This is a genomic window from Methanoregula sp. (assembly GCF_023227875.1).
Taxonomy (GTDB): domain Archaea; phylum Halobacteriota; class Methanomicrobia; order Methanomicrobiales; family Methanospirillaceae; genus Methanoregula.
This window is the reverse complement of sequence record NZ_JALOCH010000004.1, coordinates 182,239-209,083: the sequence shown is the minus strand read 5'-3', so window position 1 is coordinate 209,083 and position 26,845 is coordinate 182,239. Positions and strand designations below refer to the sequence as shown.

The 26,845-nt window shown below is 55.4% G+C and carries 21 protein-coding genes; 8 read left to right on the top strand and 13 right to left on the bottom strand.

All coding sequences use genetic code 11. The features are described 5' to 3' along the window. Window positions 1–98: 98 nt before the first annotated feature. Window positions 99–3,245, bottom strand: a complete 3,147-nt coding sequence (locus M0R30_RS06190; RefSeq protein ID WP_292544723.1) for a PAS domain S-box protein — start codon at window positions 3,243–3,245, stop codon at window positions 99–101. 124 nt (window positions 3,246–3,369) lie between these two features. Between M0R30_RS06190 and M0R30_RS06185 the strand changes: the two genes are divergently transcribed. Further along, complete coding sequence (locus tag M0R30_RS06185; protein ID WP_292544720.1) at window positions 3,370–4,461, top strand: tetratricopeptide repeat protein; 1,092 nt, start codon at window positions 3,370–3,372, stop codon at window positions 4,459–4,461. 71 nt (window positions 4,462–4,532) lie between these two features. Here the strand turns inward: M0R30_RS06185 and M0R30_RS06180 are convergent, their stop codons facing one another. From M0R30_RS06180 to M0R30_RS06170, 3 genes are all read right to left on the bottom strand, one after another. Next, window positions 4,533–5,954: a hybrid sensor histidine kinase/response regulator gene (locus M0R30_RS06180; RefSeq protein ID WP_292544717.1), complete on the bottom strand. Its 1,422-nt coding sequence runs from the start codon at window positions 5,952–5,954 to the stop codon at window positions 4,533–4,535. Window positions 5,955–6,051: 97 nt separating this feature from the next. Then, window positions 6,052–11,127 carry a PAS domain S-box protein gene (locus tag M0R30_RS06175; protein ID WP_292544714.1) on the bottom strand — a complete coding sequence of 1,692 codons (5,076 nt, stop codon included), beginning with the start codon at window positions 11,125–11,127 and terminating at the stop codon, window positions 6,052–6,054. Between the two features lie 189 nt (window positions 11,128–11,316). After that, a complete protein-coding gene (locus M0R30_RS06170) occupies window positions 11,317–12,540 on the bottom strand; it encodes a tRNA(Ile)(2)-agmatinylcytidine synthase (protein WP_292544711.1) in 1,224 nt (407 codons plus the stop codon). 43 nt (window positions 12,541–12,583) lie between these two features. On the opposite strand from M0R30_RS06170, the gene M0R30_RS06165 reads away from it, so the two are divergent. Then, complete coding sequence (locus tag M0R30_RS06165; RefSeq protein ID WP_292544709.1) at window positions 12,584–13,507, top strand: transcriptional regulator; 924 nt, start codon at window positions 12,584–12,586, stop codon at window positions 13,505–13,507. A gap of 61 nt (window positions 13,508–13,568) precedes the next feature. Continuing rightward, the gene (gene thsA, locus M0R30_RS06160; protein WP_292544706.1) at window positions 13,569–15,224 is read left to right on the top strand and encodes a thermosome subunit alpha; all 1,656 of its coding nucleotides are present in this window, start codon (window positions 13,569–13,571) and stop codon (window positions 15,222–15,224) included. Window positions 15,225–15,461: 237 nt separating this feature from the next. Here thsA and M0R30_RS06155 read toward each other — a convergent pair whose 3' ends face one another. Next, window positions 15,462–16,073 (bottom strand): hypothetical protein, encoded by a 612-nt coding sequence (locus M0R30_RS06155; RefSeq protein WP_292544703.1) that lies wholly within the window; start codon window positions 16,071–16,073, stop codon window positions 15,462–15,464. Between the two features lie 270 nt (window positions 16,074–16,343). Here M0R30_RS06155 and M0R30_RS06150 point away from each other — a divergent pair, with 270 nt between their 5' ends. Both M0R30_RS06150 and M0R30_RS06145 read left to right on the top strand, forming a co-directional pair. Next, entirely contained in the window at window positions 16,344–16,733 is a 390-nt protein-coding gene (locus M0R30_RS06150) for a hypothetical protein (RefSeq protein ID WP_292544700.1), read from the top strand. A gap of 175 nt (window positions 16,734–16,908) precedes the next feature. Continuing rightward, entirely contained in the window at window positions 16,909–17,343 is a 435-nt protein-coding gene (locus M0R30_RS06145; protein ID WP_292544698.1) for a hypothetical protein, read from the top strand. A 20-nt stretch (window positions 17,344–17,363) separates the two neighbouring features. Here M0R30_RS06145 and M0R30_RS06140 read toward each other — a convergent pair whose 3' ends face one another. The 5 genes from M0R30_RS06140 to M0R30_RS06120 form a co-directional block, all read right to left on the bottom strand. After that, window positions 17,364–18,080 carry a hypothetical protein gene (locus tag M0R30_RS06140; RefSeq protein WP_292544695.1) on the bottom strand — a complete coding sequence of 239 codons (717 nt, stop codon included), beginning with the start codon at window positions 18,078–18,080 and terminating at the stop codon, window positions 17,364–17,366. 98 nt (window positions 18,081–18,178) lie between these two features. Beyond that, entirely contained in the window at window positions 18,179–18,439 is a 261-nt protein-coding gene (locus M0R30_RS06135; RefSeq protein WP_292544693.1) for a 4Fe-4S binding protein, read from the bottom strand. Next, window positions 18,436–18,963: a 2-oxoacid:acceptor oxidoreductase family protein gene (locus M0R30_RS06130; protein WP_292544691.1), complete on the bottom strand. Its 528-nt coding sequence runs from the start codon at window positions 18,961–18,963 to the stop codon at window positions 18,436–18,438. Before M0R30_RS06130 ends, M0R30_RS06135 begins: the two co-directional genes overlap by 4 nt. After that, on the bottom strand, window positions 18,956–20,068 hold the full coding sequence (locus M0R30_RS06125) for a transketolase C-terminal domain-containing protein (protein ID WP_292544688.1): 1,113 nt from the start codon (window positions 20,066–20,068) through the stop codon (window positions 18,956–18,958). The genes M0R30_RS06130 and M0R30_RS06125 overlap by 8 nt, the downstream gene beginning before the upstream one ends. Further along, window positions 20,065–20,943 (bottom strand): thiamine pyrophosphate-dependent enzyme, encoded by an 879-nt coding sequence (locus M0R30_RS06120; RefSeq protein WP_292544798.1) that lies wholly within the window; start codon window positions 20,941–20,943, stop codon window positions 20,065–20,067. The genes M0R30_RS06125 and M0R30_RS06120 overlap by 4 nt, the downstream gene beginning before the upstream one ends. A 404-nt stretch (window positions 20,944–21,347) precedes the next feature. Here M0R30_RS06120 and M0R30_RS06115 point away from each other — a divergent pair, with 404 nt between their 5' ends. Further along, window positions 21,348–22,304 (top strand): hypothetical protein, encoded by a 957-nt coding sequence (locus tag M0R30_RS06115; RefSeq protein ID WP_292544686.1) that lies wholly within the window; start codon window positions 21,348–21,350, stop codon window positions 22,302–22,304. A gap of 792 nt (window positions 22,305–23,096) precedes the next feature. Here the strand turns inward: M0R30_RS06115 and M0R30_RS06110 are convergent. Then, the gene (locus tag M0R30_RS06110) at window positions 23,097–23,975 is read right to left on the bottom strand and encodes a hypothetical protein (protein WP_292544683.1); all 879 of its coding nucleotides are present in this window, start codon (window positions 23,973–23,975) and stop codon (window positions 23,097–23,099) included. A 293-nt stretch (window positions 23,976–24,268) separates the two neighbouring features. On the opposite strand from M0R30_RS06110, the gene M0R30_RS06105 reads away from it, so the two are divergent. Then, entirely contained in the window at window positions 24,269–24,754 is a 486-nt protein-coding gene (locus tag M0R30_RS06105) for a TrkA C-terminal domain-containing protein (protein WP_292544680.1), read from the top strand. Continuing rightward, on the top strand, window positions 24,754–25,899 hold the full coding sequence (locus M0R30_RS06100) for a cation:proton antiporter (protein WP_292544678.1): 1,146 nt from the start codon (window positions 24,754–24,756) through the stop codon (window positions 25,897–25,899). The genes M0R30_RS06105 and M0R30_RS06100 overlap by 1 nt, the downstream gene beginning before the upstream one ends. 129 nt (window positions 25,900–26,028) lie before the next feature. On the opposite strand, the gene M0R30_RS06095 is transcribed toward M0R30_RS06100, so the two are convergent. Together M0R30_RS06095 and M0R30_RS06090 are read right to left on the bottom strand one after the other, a co-directional pair. After that, window positions 26,029–26,472: an adenylyltransferase/cytidyltransferase family protein gene (locus M0R30_RS06095; RefSeq protein ID WP_292544675.1), complete on the bottom strand. Its 444-nt coding sequence runs from the start codon at window positions 26,470–26,472 to the stop codon at window positions 26,029–26,031. Next, complete coding sequence (locus M0R30_RS06090; protein WP_292544673.1) at window positions 26,469–26,840, bottom strand: Mov34/MPN/PAD-1 family protein; 372 nt, start codon at window positions 26,838–26,840, stop codon at window positions 26,469–26,471. Before M0R30_RS06090 ends, M0R30_RS06095 begins: the two co-directional genes overlap by 4 nt. Window positions 26,841–26,845 lie beyond the last annotated feature (5 nt).

Genomic DNA, 26,845 nt, shown 5'->3' with positions numbered 1-26,845 from the left:
CATTCTCCCGTTCCGGACAATCGATGTACGAACTATTCTTTCTGAAATATTTCTTTAAAAGAATGAACCAGAAGCAGATATCCTTTCTTGTCCGGAGATCACGACCCGGCAGCGATCCGGTACCTCTCCGTTGGCACCGTGATCTCAAACCGGGCGCCGATCCCTGCATATCCGGTCTCGCGGATCGTGATGCCGGTGATCGCGAGGATCTCGCGGGCAAGGAAGAGGCCAAAGCCGGTGTTCCTCCCAAATCCCTTCTCAAAGATCTTCTCCTTCTCTTCCGGCACCACCCCGACACCATTGTCCTCGATGATGATTACAAGCCCGTCCGGCTCCCGCTCGCAGCGGATTGCGATCTCTGTCACGTGCCCGCCATGGCGGATCGCGTTCTCGAAGAGGTTGTAAAAAACCCGCTCGAGCATCGGGTCGGCAAAGATCTCCACCGGCCGGCAGGTGTTGGAGAACCTCACCTCCGCCCGGCCTGACCGTTCAACCGTCTCGTCAAGACGGAACCAGGCCGGGGTCTGGGCGCCCAGCTCCTGGTAGGTCTTCGTAAACTCGATCTGGCGGGCGATGGTGTTTGCCGTGGCCTCGATCTTCTTTAAGAAGTCAGCGATGACCGGGTCGGTGCCCTTCATCGCGGCCAGCTGCGTATACCCCTGGAGCACCGTCAGCTGGTTGACGACATCGTGACGGTTGATGCTGTTGAGCAGGTTCAGTTTCCTGTTCGCCTCCTGGATCGCCTGCTCCATGGACTTCCTCTCCGTGATGTCCCGGAGGATCCCTTCGGTGGCGATGAGACTGCCGTCATCCCCTCTGATGGACTGGACGCTGAGCGAGGCCCAGAACGTTGTGCGGTCCATGCGCATCATCCTCTCGGTGACATCGGCAACTTTCCCGCCCTCCTGCAGTGTTTTAATGATTTCCCGCCGCCTCCCGGGATTGTAGTACAGGGAGATCACCGGTATCCCGATCATCTTTTCAGGTGAGTCATACCCGAACATGCGGGCTGCTGCAGGGTTTGCCATGGTCAGTTTCCCGTCCGGGTCGACCCGCAGGTACGCGTCCTGCATCTTCTCCAGGATACTGCGGTACTTCTCCTCACTCTCCCGCCGCGCCCGCTCTGCCTGTTTCCACTCGGAGATGTCCCGGACGAACACCAGTGCGCCGTCCCTGCCCATGTACCTGAACGGTACTGATGAGACCTCGACATCCACCGCGGTCCCGTCAAGCTTCAGGTATACTTCCTCCAGCAGGGGTGTCGGGAGAAGCTCGTCATAACGCTGGTGAACGCGTTCCCTGATGATGTCGTGATGCTTCGGGTGGATCCGGTCAAGGAACGGGGTCCCCACGAGTTGTTCCCCGGAAGTTGCCCCAAAGAGCCTGAGCGCGGCAGGGTTCAGGAACATGAATTTCCCGTCGGTCCCGATATAGATCGCATCCGGCGCACCTTCGATCACCCTCCGGAATGTCTCCTCGCTCTCGTGGAGCGCCCCCTCAATGAATTTCCGCTCGGTGATGTCGGTCATCAGGCTGAGCGTTGCCGGTCTTCCCTGCCACGAGATGGTGGCGGACGAGATGAGGACCCAGACCGGCCTGCCTTCATCACCGACGATCCTGAAATCGTACGCATCAGCAACGGTGTCCCCGGCTTCACGCCCGCTGTGAAGCGCTTTTATCCTCTCGCGGTCTTCGGGCCAGATATAATCCATGAACGGTTTGCCGACAAGGTCTCCGGCTGGCACGCCCAGGAGGTCCGCCCCGCTCCTGTTAACAAAGACAATGGTCCAGTCCTGTACGATGGCGATCACCTCTTTGGCATTCTCGACCAGGGTCCGGTATTTCTCCTCGCTTTCGCGGAGCGCCTCCTCGTTTCTTTTTTGTTCGGTGATATCCCTGACCGATGATAAGAAGACCTGCCTCCCATCCAGTTCGAATGACGAGAGCAGGATATCGGCAAGGAAGGTGCTGCCGTCTTTTTTCTGGTGGAGCCATTCGAAGCGTTCCACTCCCTTATGAAAGACGGCACAGATATGCGCTGCTGAGGCACTCCGCGAGTCCTGTCCGTCCGGCTGGACCGGGGGGGAGACATCTGCCGGCAACATTCCAAGAATCTCCTCTTTGGACGGGAACCCGTACAGCTCCAGCGCGTGCCGGTTGCAGTCAATACACCCGTCTTCCGTGAACAGGATGAGGGCATCATGGATCTTTTCAAAAATCCCCCGGAACTTTTCCTCGCTCTCGCGGACCTGCTGCCCGATCAGGGCAAGTTCCTCGTACTGGGCTCTCAGTTCCTCATCCGATGCGGTAATCTGTTCATAGGACGCATTCAGCTCATCGTTTTTCCGGCGCAATTCCTCTTCGGCCCGGACGCGGTCGCTGATCTCACGGCCGTGGAACAGGATCCCCTGGATGCCCTTTACGTCAGGGAGGTACGTATTCGTGCCCTCAATGAAGAGAATATCCCCCTTAAAGTCACGTATTCTGAACGGGGGCACCGGGATGGCTTCCCCGGGTTTCTGGATCGCCATCCGGCCGCATTTCAAAAGAATCTCTGCCTCCTCCGGCAGGATCCCGAAGATGGCGTCGATCCCTCCGAATTTTTTCCCCAGCAGTTTATCCTCGGTCCAGCCGGTAATCCGCTGGATTGACGGGCTGATATAAGTGTAAACCCCGGTCAAATCAACGATTGTTGTAAGGTCCGGAATATTTTCCGTGAATGCCCGGAATTTCTCCTCGGAAGATTTCAGGGCCTCCTGTTTTCCCGTAAGTTCATCCAGCTGCTGCCGGAGCGCCTCCTCGTTTGCCGCGATCTGCTCGTAGGACGCATTGAGCTCATCGTTCTTTCTCCGCAGCTCCTTCTCTGCCCGTTTCCGCGATACGGCATACCGGATCTTGTTGGACAGTTCGGCAAACTGGGCCCTCGGCTCCCCGCCTTTCTGGATATAAAAATCCGCACCATAGTTGAGCGCTTCGATGGCCACTTCTTCGCGCCCCCGGCCGGTAAAGAGGATGAACGGGAGATCGGCGAACCGTTCCCGGACCTCCTTCAAAAAAGCGATCCCGTCCATCTCCGGCATCTGGTAATCGGAGACGATGGCATCGCACGACGGGACGGTACCGGAGTCCAGCATCTCCCGTGCCGAGGTTGAGATCCTGACTTCGAACTCCCCGGCCTGCTCCAGGAAAACCCGTGTGACTTCGAGGAGTTCCGGTTCGTCATCAACGTAGAGAACCGTGATCATTGTCCTGACACCGGGATATGAATGATCTTACAAGATTGGCATAATATAAAAACGATCTCGTGGTGCATCACCCGTTGCGGAATAATTTAGAAATAAATATAAAATTTCGCGTCATCGGATTGCTATGAAACGATGTCCTTACTGCGGGACAACCATTCCATATAACGATAATTATTGCTATTCCTGCCAGCGGACGTTTGAGGACCCCGGGCCGGAGGAATCTTCGTGCCATCGCCTCGATCTCTCAAAGGATGAATGGAGGAAACCCTGGGCGTCCGCCGGGTTGTCCCTCGTTGGCATCGGGCTTGGCCAGTTCTATAACGGGGAAACGGCAAAAGGGGTCCTCTTTCTTGCCCTGGTCCTGGGCGCCCCGTTTGTCCTCCCTCTTTTCACGATTGTTGATCCCCTCATCGTCATGCTGCTCATCTGGGCAGTGGCGGTACTGGATGCCTTCCTGAGCTCGCGGAAGATCAACCGTCTTGAAAAAAAGTTTCACAAAAAGAGCTGCCTGTTCTGGCCGGAAGTTTCCGTGCTTGTCATCATTGCCGGGATCATCCTGCTCGTGGCCTATACCCCTGCGGTAGCTGCACAGGGCATCTCGGTCACTGCCGGCGCCGTTGCCGATACAAAATACCCGTTGTATGCCGTACCGTTCTACGAATCAGCGATCGCGCTCGCCCCGAACGACTCAAACATACGGATGAGCAAGGCAAAGACCATGCATTACCTTGGCAGGGATGAGATCGCCCGCACGGACCTCGAGTATCTCATTGTTAACAACCCGAATGAGACCGCCCCGCTCGTGATGACCGGCAACATCCTCTATGACAATGGCGAGTACGAGGCAGCGATCCGGTATTTTGAGAAGGCGCTCTCGCTCGACCGGAAGAATGCGCAGATCTGGGTCCGGAAGGGCGATGCGGACCTGGCCATTGCAATGGTGGAGATGCAGAAGATGCGGCAGCAGTACCGCACGCTCACTGCCGGTAGTACGACACTCACGGCCTCGCCGGGCAATGTCACTGCCGGGCTGGACGCATTCCAGTCCACCCAGGCATACCGCGATGCGATGACGTCCTATAACGAGGCGATCAAGCTCGACCCGCTCGTGAGCGTGGAGATCTCCGCCCATGTCCTCGCCTCCACACAGTCCATGGTGGAAATGTACCAGGGCATCCTGACGGACATGGGCTCTCCTGACAATGGTACCACGTGAGTACCGGGGAACGAATACTTCTTCCCGGCACATCACAACAAACAAAAGAAATCCAGTCTATCCGTTCTGGATCAGTGCTCAGGAGTGTGCCGGTACGCTTCCTTTGGCACGAGGATCTCGAACCGGGCGCCCCTGCCCGGCGCCCCGGTCTCCCGGATGGCGATGCCGGTAATGTCAAGAATCTCCCGGGAGATGGCTAGGCCAAAACCAGTATTCTTCCCGAACCCCCGGTGGAATATCATCTCCTTCTCCTCCGTGACCACGCCGTCACCATCATCCTCGCATACGATGATCCGGTTCTCATTGCATAACTCGGCAGAGAACCTGATTGTCGTGACCTTCCCCCCGTGTCGCAGGGCATTGTCGATCATGTTGAAGAAGACCCTGAAGATCAGCGGATCGGCGAATACTTCGGTGTTTGCCGGAAGGTCGTTCTGGAGCACGACCTGTCCAAACGTAACACCTGTCCCCGCTTTCTTTACCAGGGCCCGGAGGTCGTGCCAGACCGGGGCATGTACACCGATCTTTTCGTAATCCGAGGTGAACCGGATCATGGTAGAGATCCCGTCACTTGCTCCCATGATCCGGCTGAAATATTTTTCAAGGGCGGGATCGGGGACCTGATTGTGGAGTATCTCAAGATACCCGTTCAGTACCTGCAGCTGGTTATTGATGTCGTGCCGGGTGATGCCGGAGAGGAGGCTGAGTTTTTTGTTTGCCTGCCGGAGTGCCTCCTCGGTATGCCGGCGGGCAGTAATCTCTTTTGATGAGCAGATCGCGGAGACAACCGATCCTTTCTCATCCTTGATCGGGACGATGGTTGTCACGTAGTACCGATCGCCATCGGGGCGGGGGACCCGGACTTCGAATTCTGTGTCTTTCCCGGTGGCAAAGACCGTGCGAAGGGTAGAGAACCGTTTCTCTGCCTCGTCTTCATCGAACACATCCCAGATCTTCTTTCCGATGATCTGGTCAACGGTTTTTCTGACACCTTCGGCGAATGCCCGGTTGACGTAACGGTACGTCCCGTCAGGGTAGAACGAGAAGATGGGGTCCGATGACTCATCGAGAAGAAAGCGGTATTTCTCCTCGCTTTCGCGCAGCGCCTGCATTGCCTCATTCCTGCTGACCGCCTGCCGTACTTTGTGCATGAGCTCAGCAAACTGAACGGACGGGCTGCCGCCTTTCTGGAGATAGAAATCAGCACCGCTGTTGATTGCCTCGATCATTACATCCTCCCGGCCCTTTCCGGTGAATAAAATGAAGGGGATCTGGCCGACATGAAGACGGATGTTTTTTAAGAATTCCACCCCGTCCATCTCCGGCATCTGGTAATCGGAAATGATGGCATCGTAGTGTGATGTTTTGAGGAGGTCCATTGCAGCGGACGCTGACTCGCAGGTTGTGACAGAAAAATCCCCGGAATTCTCCATGGACCGTTTCCCGAGATAGAGGAGGTCGGGTTCGTCATCGACATACAGGACTGAAGTCATATCCGATCCTCATGAGAAATCCAATAGTGATAGAGGAATTCAGTACCACAAATAGGTTTTGAAATGGACTATTGTCACCTCATCCGGCAGGATTACCCTATAAATCCGGTTTATCCGGGTCAGGGTTTTTTTCCGCAGCAATCCGGTACCCCCCTTTCGGTACCGTGATCTCGAACCGGGCACCCCTGCCCGGCTCCCCGGTCTCCCGGATCGTGATACCCGTCAGGGCAAGGATCTCGCGGGCAAGGAACATCCCAAGCCCGGTGTTCTTCCCGACACCCCGCTCGAAGACCTGCTCCTTCTCATCAGCGGGAATACCCGTCCCGTTGTCTTCCCAGACTATCACAAGGTCCTCGCCGGACTGGTGGGACGAGATGCGGATCTTGGTCACCCGCTCGCCGTGCCGGACCGAGTTGTCGATGAGGTTGAAAAATACCCTCTCCAGCATCGGGTCGGCCCGTACCTGGATGTACTGCACTGCTGCATCCAGGGTCACTGTTGACGGGACATGTGCGTGGGGCATGACCGAGTCCAGGTCAATCCACTGCGGCTCGTTGGTACCGAGGTCCTGGTACACCCGGGTGAACTCGATCTGGGACTTGATGGCGCTCGTTGCATTGCGTATCTTATGTAAATATTCGCCCTGGGCCGGGTCGGAACATTTTCTTTCGGCGATCTTGAGGTTCCCGAGGATGACGGTAATCTTGTTGAGGAGGTCGTGCCTTGTGATACTGCCAAGCAGGGTAAGCTGGCGGTTTGCCCTTTTAAGTTCCTCTTCCGCTTTCTTGCGTGTGGTGGTGTCATGGGCAACGCCCCGGAACCCGGTCACCCTCCCGTCAATACCGGTAATTTTTGAAGACCGGATCTCCATCACCAGGTCATGGCCATCGCGGTGACGGGCAACGACTTCAATGGGTTGTTGGACCAGCTCTTCCTGTGTTGAAACGAAGTGCCGGAGTGCCTCGATCACGAGTGGTTGGAATGATTCCAGTACCAGGTCCGTGATCGGTTTTCCGATCAGCTCGTCCGGTTCATAGCCCATGATTGTCTTCATAATAGGACTGACGTACCGGAATTTTCCGCCTGTGTCGATCTCCCAGATGATGCCGGGCGAGGTCTCGACAAGCGACCGGAAGCGTTCTTCGCTCTCCCGTAGTGCCTCCTCCGCCTGCTTGATCTCAGTGATATCCTGGTTTGCCCCATGGGTCTTGATGGTCCGGCCCTCTGCATCCTTGGTGAGCCGTATCCGCACAACGATATGCCGGACCTCGCCATCCCTGCGGATGATCCGGTGTTCGATCCGGGCAACGTAGTCGGGATCGGTTGTTTTCATGGACCGTTCAATCTCCTCGCTCACCACATGCATGTCATCCGGGTGGACGAATTCCCGGGCATAGGTTTCCGCGGACATCAGGTTGCCCCCCTCGCGCTGTGCTGTCGTGCCGTACAGGGCATAGAACCGGTCATCGAAGGTGAACATGCCCGATGCGACATCGTACTCCCAGTTCACCAGGTGTGCCAGGCCCATCGCCTCGGCAAGCTGGCGCTGGCTCCTGCTCAGCGCGTCTTCCGCCCGTTTGCGTTCGGTGACATCATGGATGGAGACGAGGTCTGCCGGCTTTCCCTCATAGCTGATGGCCTTGCCGATGCTCTCGATGTAGATCTCCTTCCCTTTATCGGTGATCACCTTGTATTGTGCAATGTACGCATCGTGCCCCTTCGCTACCTCGCTAAAATCCCTTTTGACATCGTTTTGCGATTCGGGTGCAACGAACTCCATCACGTTCCTGCCAATGAGTCCTGCCGAATCTGCGGATTCAACCGTGCGGGCCATGGCATTGTTCGCAAACAGGATCGTACCCTGCATATCGGTGATCAGGATGCCTTCAAGGGCATATTCTACGAGCGACCGGAACTTCTGTTCGCTCTCCCGGAGCGCCCGGTCCATCTGCATGCCCTCCATTTCCGCAGCCGCTTTCACTGCAATGATCTCCATGATCTCCTGCATGGACGGGATGGGCCTGAGCGGGGCACGGGAGAGCGCACAGAGGATCCCGGATACCTGTCCCGCGGAGTTCCGCAGGGGCGTCCCGAGGTATCCGCGGATATTGAGCTCGAAGAGGTCCCTGCTCGTTGGGAAGAGCTGCTTCACATTGTCCTCGTACAGGCAGAAGCCCTTCTCCGCGACATTTTCACAGGGCGTACCCTTGAGCGAGTATTGAAAACCGGGGACCTCCTTCCCGTCAAGGAGCATGAAGAGGACTTTTACGGTCTGGTGGTCCGGCTGGATCTCCCCGATCATGACGCAGTCGGTTGAAAGCCAGGAGCTGATGTTCTCCGCGATCTGCCGGAGAGAGTCCATCCCTGTCGTTCCCACCATGCTCCGGACGATTGCCTGGAATGCGGAGTCCCGGGCCTTGCGTTCCGTAATATCCTCATCGACCCCGCAGTAACCGGTGAACGTCCCGTCCTCATCGAACACCGCCGTACCGCTCGTCATCAGCAGGACCGGGTTCCCGTTCTTGTGGCGGTTGAGGTTCTCGAAATCCCGGAACGGCTCGTGGCTCTCCATGGTGCCAAATACCGTTGTTGTCAGGCTCTCCCTGATCGAGGGGTCGAACAGGTCGTAGAAATGCTTCTTTCCTACCAGTTCGTCCGGCTGGTAGCCGAGGATATGGGCAACAGCGGGACTTGAGTACTGGTACATGCCGTCCTGATCGATCTCCCATATCCAGTCCCCCACCGTCTCGCTCACCGCAAGGGACCGCAGCTCGTTTCTCCGCAGTTCGTGTTCAGTGTTCTTCTGTACGGTGGTATCGGTGACGATCCCCTCGATTGCCACGGCACGCCCATGGTCGTCCGTGATGAGCATATTCCTCTGGTGAAACCAGCGGGTCTCGCCATCACGGTCAATGATCTGGTACTCGTATACCGGCGGGACATTCTTCTCAAGGACTCCCACCCATTGCCTGTGGAAGTACTCCTTCCAGGCCGGGTGGATCAGGCTCTCAAAGATGGTGGGGTCTGCGTAGTACTCTTCCGGTGAATACCCCGTGAGCGCGACCGATGCCGGGCTGATGTACTCGTACTTCCCGTCCGGGATTGACACGCGGTAGATCATATCCGGTGCATTGTCTGCAAGACGGCGGAACTTCTGTTCGCTCTCCTGGAGCGCCTCCTCGGTCTTCTTGCGTTCGGTGATATCCTCGACGGTCGAGAGGATATGGGGTTTTCCGTCCATCAGGACAACACCGGAAGAAAACCGGCAGGTCCGGATCTCGCCGGACTTAATCCGGCACTTCATCTCCATGCCGTACACCGTCCGGTGGTTACGGAGGTCGGAATTGAAGCGTTTATATTCGGTCCGGTCGGCAAAGATCCCGAGGGCGACTGCCATATTGCCAACCACTTCGTGGCGGGCATAGCCGGTGTTTCTCAGGAACACGTCGTTGACATCAACGATCGTCCCGTCCGTTGCCGATACGAGCGTGAGTGCGACCGGGCTGCTCCGGAAGACGGTGGAGAATTTTTTCTCTGACTCCCTTAATCGTTCTTCGGCCAGTTTGCGCTCGGTCACGTCCCGCATGGAGACCAGCATGGCCTCGGTGTCCCCGAACGGAATCTTCTTCCCAATGCATTCGACCCAGACCTCCCGTCCTTTCTCGGTGATGAGTTTATAGTGGACGAGGTACGAATCGATACCCTGCGAGACTTTCCGGAAATCTCTGAGCACATCGGCCTGTGATTCCGGGGTGACATATTCCATCACGTTCTTCTTCCCAACCATCGACTGGTAATCCGGTGCGTCGACAATGATGCTTGCTGCCCGGTTTGCAAAGAGGAGTGTCCCCCCAAAGTCCGCGATCACGATGCCGTCAAGCGAGTGTTCGACCAGTGCCCGGAACTTCTCCTCGTTGGCCCGGAGCACGCCCTCCTTTTTACTGAGCTCGTCATAATTCTGCCGGAGTTCTTCATCCGAAGCCGCGAGCTGTTCATAGGCGGCATTGAGGTCTTCATTTTTCCGGAGCAGGTCCTCTTCGATCCGTTTCAGTTTGGTAATTTCCGTGGTCACGGTCACGATGGCAGGCGTGTTGTTGATCGTGATCGGCATGGTCGAGAACAGGACATGGACCCGTCTCCCCTCTTTTACGGTCAGGGCCAGGGGGACGTTCTCAATTTTTCCTGCAAGCACCCGGCGCGAGATGAGCTTTGCCGCCTCCGTTAAGGGGAGGAGTCCCAGTCCCACCGGGTCCGTTCCGATGATCTCTTCCTCCGTATAGCCACTGGCGTCCAGGAACGCCTTGTTGATCTCCAGGAATTTGTAATCCGTGATGCTGTTGATCGCAATGGGGTACGGGCTGTTCTCGAAGATGGTCCGGAACTTCCTCTCGCTCTCCCGCATGGCATCTTCGGTGGCCTTGCGCGGGGTAATATCATGGATGGAGCCGATAACCTTGAGCGGTTTTCCCGCGGGGTCCTTATCGAGCCGGGCAATGGAGTGTATCACTTTTGGTGCTGAGCCGTCCGCGGGATGGATGGTATATTCAAGGTTATACTCCTTTCCGGAGGCGATCAGGTCAACGAGTGCCTGGTGAACACGTTCACGCTCCTGGATGCATGCTTCGATATCTTCGATGGGGAAATTACCGGCTTTTGGGGGGAACCCGAACATGCGGAGCCCTTCTGCAGACCCCCAGATCGTGTTGGTTGCAAGGGAATACTCCCAGCTGCCGGTATGGCCGATCGCCTGGGCCATTCGCAGGCGCTCTTCGTTGATCCGGAGTTCCCGCTCCGACCTCCTGCTCCGGACTGCCTGGCGGATCTTGTGCGCGAGTTCCGCAAACTGGGCCTCCGGGTCCCCGCCCTTCTGGAGATAGAAATCAGCACCACTGTTGATCGCCTCGATCACCACATCCTCCCGGCCCTTTCCGGTGAAGAGGATGAACGGGATGTCCCCGTACCGTTCCCTGACGGTTTTTAAAAAAGCGATCCCGTCCATCCCCGGCATCAGGTAGTCGGAGATGATGGCATCGTACTCCGAGATGGAGGGTAACGCCAGTGCTTCCTTTGCCGATGTCGCGGTTTTGACGCTGAACTCGCCGGACTCTTCCAGGATGACCTGTGCCACTTCAAGGAGGTCCCGTTCATCGTCGACATAGAGGAGAGAGATCATTGCGTGACCCGTATGAATCGATGATCTTTAGAGGATTACGCAGATAGAAAAAGATTCCCTTAACACATAGTTTTCTGACTGATCTCACGTTAACAAAAGGTGGTATTCCGGCCCTCCCCGGCACCGTGGTCTCGCACGAATGCTCCGCCTTTCGAAACCGGGGCGACCATTTGGCTGCCTATTTAATCTTCAGTAAGGAGGTAAGCCCCGGCATAATGGTTTAGCTAAATGCCGTCTTGCCGTTGGGGGGACTTCATACCATCCCGGCTCCAGCATGCGGGGGCTCTCCTCAATGTCCGGAGCATCAGCCCGGGCGCCGCATTTTTTGCATTTCCAGCCCTTGCGCTTCCCGTCGCTCGTCATCCGCTTGCTGCACGCGGTGCAGACCGGGGGGCGGGTTGTCTGGTCCTTTGCAAGGGAAACGATCATCAGTTTTTCGAGATTGATGCTCCCTTTCTTGAAGCTCCCGCACGCAATTACTTCATCGCCCGGCACCAGCTTGCGGACGAGCTGCCGGAAGTTTTTCGTGGGCTCGTACGCCATGCACCACACGGCATGATCGCCGTCATGGATCGTGAACGAGACGTGCCCTCCGGTACCCGTCTTCGAAGACTCCGCAACGGTTCCGCGGACCCGGTACGAGAGTCCATCCTGCAATTCACGAATCGTTGCATCAAGCAGGTGGGCATCGGTGCCCTGGTTCGTCACCCAGATCTGTTCGATTCCCGGCTTCTCGGATTGGACCATCTGCCGGGCAGCCAGCACCCAGCGCGGGCTCTCGCCCCGGATGCCGAAGAGGACCGGATCGGGTGTGTGGGGTACGCAGACTACGACATCGTTTGCCACGTCCACGGTGTCCCATGTATGCGGGAAGGTTGCCGCCTCCGCGGCGAACAGGCTTGTGCGGTCAACGTCACGCGGCGTGCCAAACCGGGCCGGTTCGCGGTACACGAGGATCTCGGAGGTCCTGTCCGGAAGGCTGCTTGCCACGGCTGCCGTTGCCCCGATAAGGCCGCGCCGGTTCTTCCAGCCCTTGTACCGGGCGCCGGCCGTATCGAGCAGTGCCACCGCCGCGTCGATCTCGCAGAAGTCCGTTACTGCCTGCCGGTAGAATGCCGGGTCCACCTGTTTTTCAGCAACAACAACCCCGGGGTTCGTATTCTCGCAGGAGAAGTCCGCGAGTTCTTCCACGAGTGCGCATGTGATCGTAAAGGCACGGTCCGGGTCGCCCTCCACATCGAGCATGACCGCGGCATTGCCCCGGGTCTTGAACGTGACGTTCGGGTTGAGCCGGACGAGCCGGGCTTCGCGCACCTGCATGTGCTCGCGGATCAGCTGCCGGGCGAGCACGGCCCCGAGGTACGTCGTGCACATGCCCTGCGGGGAGTCCGTATCATCAACGCCGATCAGCATGTCTATATTAATATATGGGAGCGCTCCATCCATTTGTATTCACATGTCCCAGGACCGCCAGCTCCAGCTGGTCACCAGCGTAATGATCACGGCAGGTTTCGATGTCTCTGAGCGCTTCACCCTGCGCCCGCGGAGTTTCGACCTCATCGCACGGAACGACGGGACGCTGCTCGTCATCAAGGTGGTCGCGCATATCGACTCGGTGAGCGAGGAGGTGGCGTTCGATATCGAGCTGATTTCAAGGCTTCTTGGCGGTATCCCGCTCATTGTCGGGGAACGGGCCCGGGACGCGGAACTGGAACGGGGGGCCGTTTATGTCCGGTATGGCATCTACGCGGTGAGCCCTGCCACACTCTACGATTATTTCGTGGAGAAGATCCCCCCGCTCGTGTACGCTTCGCCCGGCGGGCTCTATGTCAACATCGACGGGGACGTGCTCAGGGACCTCCGCGAGAAACGGAATATGTCTCTCGGGGACCTCGGGAACGTGCTCGGGGTCTCAAGGCGTACGATCAGTAAGTACGAGAGTGGGATGGGCACAACGCTCGATGTCGCGATCCGTATCGAGGAGTTCTTCAATACCGGTGTTGTCGAGTCCATCGACCTCATCCGGCACGATAAGCTGAAGGCCGTAGAGGCCGAAGCGAAGACCGGTTCGTACATCCAGAGCCCGATGGAGTTCCTGGAGCAGATCGGCGTCCGGCTCCACACGCTCCACGGCGCCCCGTTCCAGGCACTCCTCACGTTTGATAAGCACACGATCCTCACGGGCTACGGACCGGCGCAGAAGGTCGTGAAGCGGGCGGCCCTGATCGGGAACCTCTCGCAGATCGCAAAGAAGCACGCAATGTGCATCATCACCGATTCGGAAAAGGAGAAGAAGATCGGGCGTACGCTCGTGATCAGCGAGCAGCGCCTCCATAAAATCGAAGACGGCTTCGAGCTCCTCGACCTGTTCGGTGAGTGAATTTTCAATAACGTTTATATAGAACCGCATACCACTTTTAGTGCTAAAAGTGGTGATTTTTATGTCACAACAACTTGGAGGACAGCAGATACTTATTCTCAAGGAAGGCAGCACCCGTACCCGCGGCCGCGACGCTCAGGGTATGAACATCACCGCCGCAAAGGCAGTGGCAGCTGCAGTCAGGACCACACTCGGTCCAAAGGGCATGGACAAGATGCTCGTCGACACCATTGGCGACGTAGTGATCACAAACGATGGTGTCACGATCTTAAAGGAAATGGACATCGAGCACCCTGCCGCAAAGATGATGGTCGAGGTTGCAAAGACCCAGGACGCCGAAGTCGGCGACGGGACCACCTCAGCAGTCGTCATTGCCGGGGAACTCTTAAAGAAGGCAGAAGACCTCCTTGAGCAGGACGTCCACCCGACCGTTATCGCAGCAGGTTACCGCCAGGCAGCCGAGAAGGCACAGGCACTCTTAAAAGAGCTCGCCTTCGATGTCAAGGTAACCGATAAGGCGCTGCTCCGGAATATTGCAGGCACTGCAATGACCGGCAAGAGCGCAGAGGCCAGCAAGGACAAGCTCTGTGACCTCGTTGTCAAGGCAGTGACCATGGTCACCGATGCAGACGGCACCGTCGACATCGAGAACATCAAAGTCGAGAAGAAGACCGGCGGATCGATCGAGGACTCCGAGATCGTCGAGGGAGTACTCATCGACAAGGAACGTGTCCACCCCTCGATGCCCAAGAAGGTCACCAATGCGAAGATCCTTCTCCTGAATGCAGCAGTCGAGTTCAAGAAGACCGAAGTCGACGCCGAGATCAACATCACCTCCCCCGACCAGCTCCAGGCATTCCTCGACGAGGAAGAGCGGATGGTCAAGGGCATTGTCGACAAGATCGTCAAGAGTGGTGCAAACGTCCTCTTCTGCCAGAAGGGCATTGATGACATTGCACAGCACTACCTGGCAAAGGCCGGACTCTTTGCAACCCGCCGTGTCAAGAAGAGCGACATGGAGAAACTCGCCCGGGCAACCGGTGCAAGCCTCGTCTCCTCCATCGATGCAATCGGCAAGGAAGAACTCGGCAAGGCCGGACTCGTTGAGGAGCGCAAGGTCGGTGGCGAAGAGATGACCTTTGTCGAGCAGTGCAAGAACCCCAAGGCGGTCTCCATCATCGTCAAGGGCGGCACCGAGCACGTAGTCGATGAGCTCGAGCGTGCAATTCACGACGCACTCCGCGTTGTCGCGGTCGTTGTCGAAGACAAGAAGGTTGTTGCCGGTGGCGGCGCACCTGAGACCGAGCTCTCGCTCCGTCTCCACGAGTACGCAGCAACCGTTGGCGGCCGGGCCCAGCTCGCCATCAACGCGTTCGCGGATGCACTCGAAGTCATCCCCCGCACCCTTGCGGAGAATGCAGGTCTTGACCCCATCGACATGCTTGTCGAGATCCGTGCAGCCCACGAGAAGGGCAAGAAGACCCACGGCCTGAACGTGTTCGAAGGCAAGGCAGTCGACATGAAGGCAGCCGGAGTCGTCGAGCCCCTCCGCGTCAAGACCCAGGCCATCTCCTCTGCTGCAGAAGCAGCGGTCATGATCCTGCGTATTGACGATGTCATCGCCTCGTCCAAGAGCCCGATGCCCGAAGGCGGTATGCCGCCGGGCGGCATGGGTGGAATGGGCGGTATGCCCCCCGGCATGGGCGGCGACTTCTAACTTCAATCCCTTTTTTTAAAAGAACATTTTCCGATCAGGTAATTCCCCGCGGGACGCATTGCCGGTTTTTATTACGGTTTTGGTTTTCCTGCATCGCCTGTGTTATTGACAGCAGAGATCGGATCCGGTCATGCGATCACTCAAATAATGGTGTCCTGTCGGGCAGGTATTGCGGTTGCCCTTATGGCTGGACCGTGACGATAATACCCTGAAGAAAAAAAAGGAGACCTGATTATGTTACCAGGTTGCGTTGCTTGTCACGTACGGTGTGGCTACCACATTGCCAACGAGTGAATCGCCTTTCTTGACGATGATAACACCGGTGACATTCATGTTGGTCCCGTCGGCATATTCAAAGGTCCCCTCGGCATCACCGAAGTCATACCCCCAGCGGCCGGTTCTTGCGATCTCGCCGGAGTTGAACTTGCCTGCATGTTCCCCGATCATCTTGACGGAGTGAACCGTCGAGTCATCGTTGACCCAGGTGATCCGGGTTCCCGGGAGGACCATCAATGGTGAGGGGGTGAACGTGTTGTTGGCGATATGGACGACCGTGATCTTGGTTGACGGGGTCATGCCTGCGGTAATGAGTTCTGTTGCCGTGGGAACTACGGTTGTCTCATTCGTAACAGCGGCGGTCTCATTTGTGGCAGCAGTGGTTTCAACGGGTGTTGTCTCCAGTGTTTCTTCGATTGTCGGGGTAGCTGTCTCCTCGACGGTTGTCTCAACAACGGTAGGTATCTCCGTAGCTGCTGTCGTAGTCGCGGGCGCTGTCGTTGCCGGTTGGGTGCATCCACTCACCGCAACAAGGACAATGACCAGGATAAGAAGTCCGAGAAATTTCTTCATATCCAATAAATTGATTTCACCTGATAATTAAATTTACTGACCTGTTCGCAACTCTTTTCCTCCAAGCGCCCAGAATTTTCTTTCAGCAGGGAAAAACTCGCAGATTTTCGTTCAAAGGAAAAAAATATAAAAATAATATTACATTTCCCCATTTCTCCGGCAGGAAGGTACCGGCAACCGGCAGGACCTGTATACCTGTTATATGGATGTGCTGAACCTCTCCCCTGCCGGGCAACAGGTTAATGAACCCGTACGCCTCCAGTATCTTCCATGAGCGACCGGTTCATCTTTACAAAATTCTTAACGGACTGCTACCATTGTAAAGCAATCGCAGACCAGATCATCAAGGCGGTCCCGTACCAGGCCCAGGTTGCCTGTGACAACTGCGGGGCGACGAGGGTCTTCATCCCCCGTGTCGAGGATGTGGATGCGACCGGGACGTTAACAAAAATCGGGAAGTACCCGGTCTGGGAGCTGGTGCAGGATGCCACGTGCCGGAACTGTCATGTGACCGGTCCCCATGATATCATCGTCAGCTCACGGCACCTCACGGTCCAGTGCCGGCACTGCCGGTTTACCCATTTCTACAAATTCGATCTCGAGTACATGGCAAAGGACGAACTGAAGACCGGGCCTGTTCCCGTCACTCATACTCCATAGTTCCTGAACGGGGTTCTGGGGGTCAGAGGGGGAAAAATGCTTGCACGGGGGCCTGCTGGATGACGCGCTCTCAATCCCGACGTAGTTGTGTTGTCAAGTAATTTCGGGATCTGATCTGTCGGATTTATCAGGATATCAATATTAAAGATAATTGATGGATAATAAAACGGGTTTAATGACCCTGGTCATCCTGGCCGCGCTTTTCCTGACGCTTTTTATGGCAGGGCTTTTGCTCATTTTTATTTTTCATATAGATGGTCTCACAATTCCGGCACAATACTATGAAGCCCACCGGGATGAGTCCCCGCGGGATCATCCGGATGTTGTCAGTGCCCGGTACCTGACCGGGGAGGATATGACCGCTCATCCGGCACTTTCTGCACTGATTATCCACCGGAAACGGGTGGTGGTCTCCCTTGATCCCCGCCAGGTACTGTCCCTGGCACTGGAGTGGAACCGGTACAGCTGGATGCCGGTCTCACCGGACGATGATGCGTTCCTGTCTGCCGTGCAGGACCGGATTGTCTGGTACCAGGGGAAGACCTATTATATTGAGGGACCTGTCGGGATCCCTTCCGGGGAGAAATGCGGTCGGGGCACGCAGTGCTGATATTCAGGCAAAACGGATGATCATCCGCACGAGCGGAGGGCCGGGTACGTATCTGCGTAGGCAGCCACCTTGTCCTGGAGCTGCTCACGGAGTTTCGGGCTTTTTGCAAGAAGGAAAAAGACGATCTCATTGTCCGTGATCGATACCGGACTGATGCCCGTCACTCCGGCGATCTGCGAACAGCGTTGCCTGACGTAGCCTTCGCGTGTTTCCCGGGGGAAGTGCTGGTATATCATCAGGATCGAGCGGCTGTCCATGGTCTCTGCAATCTTCTTGAGTTCATCAAAGAGCAGGTGGCGCTGAGTGGGATTCTTCACTTCAAGCCCGGTGTCAGGGTCGAGGAAGATGAGGGACCGCTCCGGGAATTTATCAAATACCGGTTTGAAATAGTTTACCCGGTGTTCATGGGAAAACCGGTCCCTGTGGAGGATATCGACAAGGATATTCTCTCCCCTGAAATAGGACCTGATACCGGAGAAATAGCCTGACTCATCCTCGATCTCCTGCAGTCTTCCCATCTGTTCCATCAGTTCCCGGTTCTGGGAACCCGCTTTTCCGGTCTTGACCGCTTTTTTCAGGTCGGCCCTCTTGCTCTTCTTCTGTTTTGCCGGCTCTTCCCGGTCGGTCAGCATCGGGATAAAGGTGAAGCTGGCAAGGCCCGGGAAACTCTTCATGATATGGCGGACGAGATCGAACTTGAAGAGGTCCCGAGTGTCCCCCGAAAAGGAAATGTTCATGGAGTAGTCCCTGAGCGTTATATTTTTAGCATGAGATAAAAAAGGTTGTGAAATAATTTCCGCAATGAAAAAAGGGAGGAGATCTTCGTAAAGAACGCTTATTTTTCTTCACGGACCATGGAAATGGCTTTCTTCGGGCATTCGTTCGCACAGATCCCGCAGCCCTTGCAGAACCCGAGGTCGACTATGAGGTCATCATCGATTGCTGCATCGGGGCAATAGGTTGCGCAGAGTCCGCATTCATTGCATTTCTCTTTGTCCACGACCGGGCGGAAGACCCGCCATGTCCCGGTCTTACCGGCAGCCCCCACCACCGGTCTGCTCAGGGCAAGGCGCTCGCGTTTTGTATCCGGAGTCATGCGCTCATCTCCTGGTAGGCCGTCTCGGCCGCCTTTACATTCCGTTCATCGGAGAACATCTCACGGATCGCTTTCTTAGCGGAATCGACCGAGACAATTCCCTGCTTTGCGAGGGCGCCGATGACCGGTGTGTTCAGGATCGGGCTGCCGGAGACGACAAGGTTCTCTTTGAGCGCAATACCGGTCAGGTCCACATGGCTTGATGTGAAGCCGGCAAATTCCTTCTTCTGCTGGCTGTTGATGAGGACTTTCCCGCCGGATTTCAGGCCCTGCAGGACATCGACCACGTCCATGACGCTCGCATCCAGCACGATGACCATATCGGGTTTTTTGATCTGGCTGTAGATACGGATCGGCCTGTCATCAATGCGGACGAACGAGACAATCGGTGCCCCCCGGCGTTCTGCCCCATAGAACGGGGCCGCTGTCGCGTACTTACCATCATGGATTGCAGCAAGGGCAAGGAGCCGGGCTGCGGTGACGCCTCCCTGCCCACCACGGGAATGGATCCGGATCTCAAACATTGGCGTTCACCCCGAACCAGAACTCTTCGCCCATGCGACGTTTCCGGACAAAGTCTGCCAGGTCCTCGTACGTGACTTCCTGCCCTCCGAGGCCGGCGATCACGCTGAAGACGTCTTCCTTTGTCTGTGCCACAATCTCGGTGGCGAGGATCCCCCCCCGGCCAAAGGAGTAGTCGCGGTCAATGACAACGACCTGTTTTCCCTTGAGGTCCAGCTTCGGGAACGGGCGCAGCCAGCGCAGGCGCATCGAGCCTGCCTTGATCCCCTCCTTACGGAGGAGATCGATGGCGACTTCCGCTTCCTTGCCGAGCGTGCCCATCGCAACAATGACGACATCGGCATCTCCACACTGGTAGTCCTCGGTGAACCCGTACTTCCGGCCAAACCGTTTTGCGAAATCGTTCTGGGTCTTTTCGATTACTTTGACCGAGTCACGGATCGACCGCTCGATGTCCCAGCTGAATCTGAACTGCTGGTCGGGGCCGGTAAGTCCCCCGTACCCCCTCGGGTTCTTCACGTCGATGGCATGCGGGAGGTGGATGGGCGGGACGAAGTCACCCACATCAACGGTGTCCAGCGGCTGCATGATGTGGGAGAGGAGGAACCCGTCGAGGTTCACCATCACCGGCAGGAGGACATCGTTGTGTTCCGCGATCCGGAAGGCCATGATCGTTGCATCGTAGGCTTCCTGCACGGTGCTCACGTACACCTGCAGCCAGCCGGTGTCCCGCTCCTGCAGGGCATCGGTATGCTCCGCCCAGATGTTCCAGCCGGGTCCGAGCGAACGGTTGACATTTGCCATGACAATGGGAAGCCTTGCACCTGCCGCCCAGTTGGTCATCTCGTGCATGTAGAGGAGGCCGTGGGAGCTCGTTGCCGTGAACGTGCGGACACCGGTGATACTGGCGCCGATACAGGCTGCCATCGCGGAGTGCTCGCTCTCGACTGCAATGTACCTGCTTTTCAGCTCCCCGCTGCTGACAAATTCGGCGATTTGTTCGACGATCTCGGTCTGCGGTGTTATCGGGTATGCTGCGACTACGGCAGGAACGAGTTGTTTCACTGCTTCGGCAACGGCCTTGTTCCCGGTTGAGATCTTCTTCATGATGCCGCCTCCTCTGCTGTGAGTTTTGCAAGGTTCTTTGCAATGCGCTGTTTCAGGATCTCAACGGTTTTTGGATCGATCCCCTTGAAACGGCCCTGCGGTGCAAGGTAATCTTCGAGCGGGATGGGCTTCTTGATTGCAGCCTTTGACTGCGCTCCGATCGTGAGTTTCCCGTACTCGCGTTCGTACAGCACCCACATGCCGGACTTCACCGCGAGTTTGCCCATCTCAACGCTCTTCTCTGTGGAGTAACGCCAGCCGGGCGGGCAGGGTGCAAGGATGTGGATGAAGGTCGGCCCACGGAAGGTGAGGGCCTTTGCCACCTTCTTGAAGAGGTCCTGCGGGTAAGCGGCACAGGCCGTTGCCTGGTACGGCGGGTCATGGGCTGCGATGATCGCATCGATGTCCTTCTTGTTATCGGTCTTGCCGGTCGGGGTCGTTGTGGTCCGAGCACCGAGGGGAGTACCGCCCGAGCGCTGCATCCCGGTATTGCCGTAGGCTTCGTTATCGTAACAGATATAGAGGAAGTCCGTGCCACGCTCGAAAGCCCCCGACATTGCCTGTATCCCGATGTCGAGTGTCCCGCCGTCACCGGCATAGGCGATCACATTCGTCTTTTTGCCGGCTGCGCGGAATGCGTTGCTCATGCCCGATGCACAGGCCGCTGCTGAGGCAAAGGCGATGTTGTATACGGGGACATTGAAGGCCGTGTTCGGGTAGATGCCCTGGATGACGCTCGTGCAGCATGCCGGCACGACCAGCACGGTATCCGGGCCTGCGGCCTTGAGCACGTACCGGAGGGCGAGCGAGTCGCTGCACCCGGCACAGGCTGACGTGCACTTCAGGATATATTCTTCCTTGGGGATTTCTGGGATGGTGTCCAACTCCTGCAGGTAATGGTGAATGATCGGAGAGCGCTATGATGCGATCGTGGATCTATCATTATTTATCATCACGGCTGGTGAAAAAAGTATCATAATTGAGCTGATGTGGGGGTGGAAGAGTTTGCTGTATACTGCTGGCGGATGAATCCGGCAAATATTGAGCATCCCTTACTCAGAATGGAAGAAACGTGGATTCTCAAATGGTGGCCTGAATTCTATGAAGAAGAACGCCGAGAGCGACAGGCCGTTTACTCTCAATAAACAAGTTAGGGAAAGATTGGATCAATGGGATGAGGGAGTAACAAATCAGATTTGAGCGGAATCTTTCGTAAAAATCCGATAGAAAACAAATTAATGAATCATTGATAATGACTCATAAAAAGGGGTAAATCCGGATGAACATAATAGTAGAATCTACCACAAATATCCAAGCATGGATTCCTACCCTAACTGAGATGATAAAGAAAAATTGGGGCAGTATTGAAGTTTATTCTCCACTAAAATTCAATGACGATTATACCGACTTATTGATTGGAGCAATAGATCAATCATATTATAGCATTCAAATAATCACGTTGGAAGAATTCAACGATTATCTAGATTTCTTTAGAGCAAGGACAAAAGATGGCGATACAATTTCCGTTTGGGAATCGGTTGGAGTTTTAGAAGACCTCATAGATAATGAAGCAGATACAAATGCAGAACTAAAATGCATCCCCATGCAATCAGAAAAGGAAATTGAAAGATTAACCATTGACAAAAAAATACCGGATGAAATCAAATCATCCAGCGCTGAAGAACTTGCAGGACAAATAATAGCATTTGCTAAAAAGGAATCCGCAGACCAATTATCAGATATAAGGATGATAATAAGTATGTTTTGGGAAAACAAAAATGTTAATAAATGGGATCTTCCATGGGATTTACAACTAAAAGTTAGAAAAGCCGACAGATTAGCCCAAAAACAACTTGATGATGAAAGAGAAAGAAAGGAAAATGACGAAATATTATCTTTAGTTGATCCATGTGTAGAATGGGCGAAAAAATACGGTTTAAAGAAGATTACTGAGGCCGATATTGACGGGTTTATTTTAGAGAGAGATACACACGGTTTTTCTCGCACTAAAAAAAGGTCACTTCAATCATTGGTTAAAATCAAATTAAAAAAAGAAAATCCAGAGGTTTCCACTTTAATTAACCCATGTGTTAGTTGGGCTAAAGAACTTGGTTTGAAAATGGTTACAGAAACCAATATTGATGACTTTCTTTCAAAGAACAACATAGATGTCTCACCTCGGACTAAAAAAAGAGAACTTTATACAAAGGTTAACAGCATTTTAAAGTCAAATTAATGACTAAATCCGATTGTAGATAATAGTCAATTACCTTTCATTTAAGGCTGAATGTGCAACCCTTAACTAAACCCGCGCACGAGCCCAACAACGCTTTTTTCAGAACAGTGACATCACCCGCGACATCGAAAGTGATGGGTTGCATTTTGGCAGATACCTATAATCCAATGTAAACGTGCGGGTATAGGGATTCGAACCTAGATAACGAGCATGATCGATTGGATAAATTGTGGTAAAAAATGTGTGAAAATGGGATGCTCTTATTTTAGAGAGATTGGGATGAACGCCGCCGCCCCCGAAGGGACGCCCCCGCGGCGGTTTCAACGACTAAAAGAAACCTCCCCGCCCCGCCGTGCCTCGGAGAGGCCCTGAGGCGGGGAACCTCTTTAGTACATTCAATTTCAACAATCTTATGATTTGATTTTGAATCGATCCAGATCAAATTCTGGCAAACACATTACACAAAACTCCGGATCCGGCCCGCGAAAAAAATTCGCTATCGCCCGTGCGCCAAAAAATTTTCAATCACCCCCTCGCCCCCTCACCAAAATTTTTCCGGCAGGGTCTGGCCAACACGCCTGGCCCCTCACCCCGGAGAATCAAAAATTTTGTAGCATGTACAGGCATTTTGTAGCATAATTATCCGATTGTAGCCTCACCAACTAACACCTCATGATCGCGACTGAAATTTTTCCGGCAGGGTCCGACCCAAAAAAATTTTGTAAAAAAGAAAATTCTAGCAGAAAATTGTGCACGAAAAAATGCACGAAAAACGTGATCCTGGTTCCTGCCTCAGGAACTCTCCAGCATGCTCCAGACCAGCGAGCTGGTGGCAGGATCGGAAAAGAACCGGAAGGCAATCTCCCCGGCTTCTGTAATCCGGTAACTCTTCTCTTTCCGGCTGCCCGGAGAGTATCCCTCTTCAACGAGCCCGGCATCGCGGAGCGTGCGCATGAACCCGGAAAAGGTGGCGTGGGATAGTTCTGCGACCGGTTTCCGTCCGCTCTTATACTGTGCAACAGGCTTTGGGGGAGCGCCCGGTTTTTCCTTCCCGGTCCGGGACGGGACATAGGACGAAACGAGCTGCCCGTACAGGTACTGCCGGGGCACCCACAACGCCGGGTCTTCTGGCACCGCACCCTTTGCTGCGTCCTTTTTCATCTTCTTCCGGTTGAGGAGAATCGCGAGGATCATCTGGTGATTGGGACTCGAAAGCAGGGAACCGATGGTGCGGTCCGGCAGCGGGACGTGACGTGCGGTTTTCTCATCAAAGGAAGCATAGACCTCCCCACCAAGCCAAGGGGCAAAAGCAAAGAGCGCCAGGCAGAGTTCTTTTGACCCGCCCGACAGGTCGAACGTGAACCGTGCATCCGGGTACTCCCGCCGTATCTTTGCAAGCGCCGATCGGACAGAAGCATAGGCCGGGGGAAAGATCATCTCCCTGCTGAAGGGTATCAAGAGCGACGCGGAGATCTCCTGCGTTGCCGCAACGGCATTCCGGACCGCGAGCCGGTACTTGTCCGTAACCGGGTCCGTGGATTCCTCATGAACGGTGCTGTCGGTAAACACCATGGTCCGGGAAATGGCCGGGAGTTCGCGGAACATGGCAGGATAGGCAATGTGTATCTTTTCACCTGCGCTGATGATATGGACGTGCTCTGTCCGATCCATGGATCAGTGTCCGGTATGGCGGGTTAAATGGTTGTTTGTCGGGCACGCCGTTGGGGAGGAGGAATCACTTTCACTCCGCCCGGTCCGGACTTTAAATCTCCTGTGTTTCAACAGGGTATGTGGGGAGGACGATCTAACCCTCTCAAGAGTCAGATGCCAGTTAATGTTCGTGCATCGCTCCTCCCGACCTCTCAGACCAAAAACCCTATTTTCTTTTTTTCTGTAGCGCTCCGGCGATGCATTCACCTTTAAGAACCATAATATATTTCAGGATCATTTCTCTAATGTCTGATATGGCGCTTCGATCCAAGAACCTTCCCGGTATTGGAACAAAATACGAGTTCAAGACCGACAAGGGTGACACTGTTGCGATCTTTTTTACCACAACCGGGGTCATCCAGATGTACACGCTCCAGAAAGGCTGTAAAACTCCCAGTGCAGCCGAGATGACCCCCGGGGAGGCCCGGCGCCTGGGAAATATCCTCACCGGGGCGATCATCGAAGCGGACCAGGAGAGCGTGGAGATCGCATTCTCGGCACTTGCCGACCTCCGGGTTACCATCCACACGTTCTACATCCCGGAAGCCATCATCGGGAAGACAATCGAAGACCTCCAGATCCGGGCGAAGACCGGTGCGACCGTGGTTGCGGTCTCCCGGCACGATCACAATATCATCAATCCCGCCCCCTCATTTGTTTTCGAGGTTGGGGACGCAGTACTGGTCATAGGGGAGAGTGACCAGATTAACAAATTTGAGAGCGAAATTATGGTGGAGTAATGGAAGGCTTCATCATCGCCCTTTTTGTCTGCATGGTGCTTGCGCTTATTTCCAAATATCTCTCGATTCCAGCCATACCGTTCTATATCCTTGCCGGTATCGTGCTGGGCAAGGCAGGCCTCGGCGTAGTCCAGTCGGATGAGATCAGCCAGTTCTTCTCGGAGATCGGCCTGCTCTTCCTGTTGTTCTTCATGGGCCTCGAGCTGAGACTGGACCGGATGCTTGCCGATCCCTCGAAATTACTCATCAGCGGACTCATCGGTCTCGTCGTTGATATGGGAATCGGGTTTACCGCCGCATACCTCCTCGGTTTCCCGCTCATTGAGGCCTTCATCATCGGTGTAGCCTTCTACATCACCAGCACGGCCATCGTCCTCACCTCTCTCATCGAGAACCGGAAACTGATGATGAAGGAGGCCGAGCTTATCATCTGGCTGGAGGTCTTCGAGGATATTGTCCTGATCGTCATCATCGCCCTGCTGTCTTCGGCAGACAAGGACCTCCTGTACTTCTTCCTCAAGATCGTACTGGCCCTCGGAGTCATGTACTTGATTGCGCATCACGGGAGGGAGTTCCTCGTCTCGATCCTTGACCGTGACGACGAAACCCCGATCCTGTTTACCTTCGCCGCAGTGCTCACGACGGCCGCCCTCGCCATATTGTTCGGGATTCCGGATACCCTGATGGTGATCGCACTTGGCGCCGCTCTTGCAACAACGGACCCCGATGCATTCGAGCAGCACGCACGGCCGTTCAAGGATGTCTTCCTGGTGATGTTCTTTGTCTTCTTCGGGGTCACGATCGATTTCGCGAGCGGTGTGGACCTGTACGCGATTGCGATACTCTGTATCCTGGCAGTTTTCAGCAAGCTGATTTCCGGTATGCTCATCGGGCTTACGATTTACGGGTCTGCCCTGTCGGGACTTGAGATCTGGGCGAATACGATCAGCCGGGGAGAGTTCTCGATCGCCATCGCGGTCCTGTACGGCTCAGCCGTCGTGGGGACCGTCATTGCCGCCCTGGTCATTGTGACAACTCTCGTGGGTTCGTTCATGGCCAGGTACAGTACGTCGATGAGACGGGGGATCGTCAGTCACAACAGGAGAAAGGCTCTTGTCCGACGGCCCCATAATTCGGGAAGATAACCCGTTATTTCCCTGCCCGGTCGATCAGATAGTCTTCCCATAATCAATTTTTTTCGGCGGGCAGGGAGTTCTCTCCTGATGCATCCGATGCCCCGCAGGTATATGGGTAAAAAAGGATTCCGGGATTACTCAAGGATGGTGCTGGTCGTGGCACCGCTTGTCGAGGATACGCTTGACGACCAGCCGCGAACTGCAGAGTTCGTCATCGGCATACCTTCCGATGCGCACGATCCGGGATGATATGTTGCGGGCCCGGAGCTGCTCTGTGAGTTTCTCCTCGTTGAACATCTGGTTGAACCCAATCGTTATGATCTCCGGGTGGATCTCCTCGATGGGCCGGAACATGTCCACCTTGTCCCCGAGCACTGCGTGGTCGACTGGCTTTAAGGCAGCGACCATCGCGAGGCGGTGCTCCTCCGGGATGACCGGGCGGGGCTTGTGCTTCACGTTGGTGTCCCGGGCCACGATGACCCAGAGTTCGTCCCCGAGTTTCCGCGATTCCTCAAGGTAATAGAGGTGTCCCGGGTGAAGGATGTCGAAGGTCCCCGTGGCAACAATACGTCGTACGGTCACGGGATCACCTCAAGATTGCAGGGCTGACCGTCCGCGGTGAAACACCGCCAGTCGTTGTTCCGGTAGGGGTACCCGATGATGAGGTGGTACCGGCCGGTCCTCGGGAAGAAACTGATATCGGCATCCGAAGGGCTGATCACGCCGTTCGGGTGGCTGTGGGCGCTCCCGGCAACGTGGGTGTCAAGGGGCATCATATCGTAGAAGATGGATGCGGAATCCTCGCGGCCGATGGTCCCGGGGAGCAGGTTCAGTTCTTCCATGACACCGTCGCATTCGCGGATCACACCGGCAAACTCGTTGGGATGGTTCTCGCGTCCCATCTGGAGAAGAAGGGTGATGAGGTCCTGCCGGATGCCGCGGATTTTCATGTGAA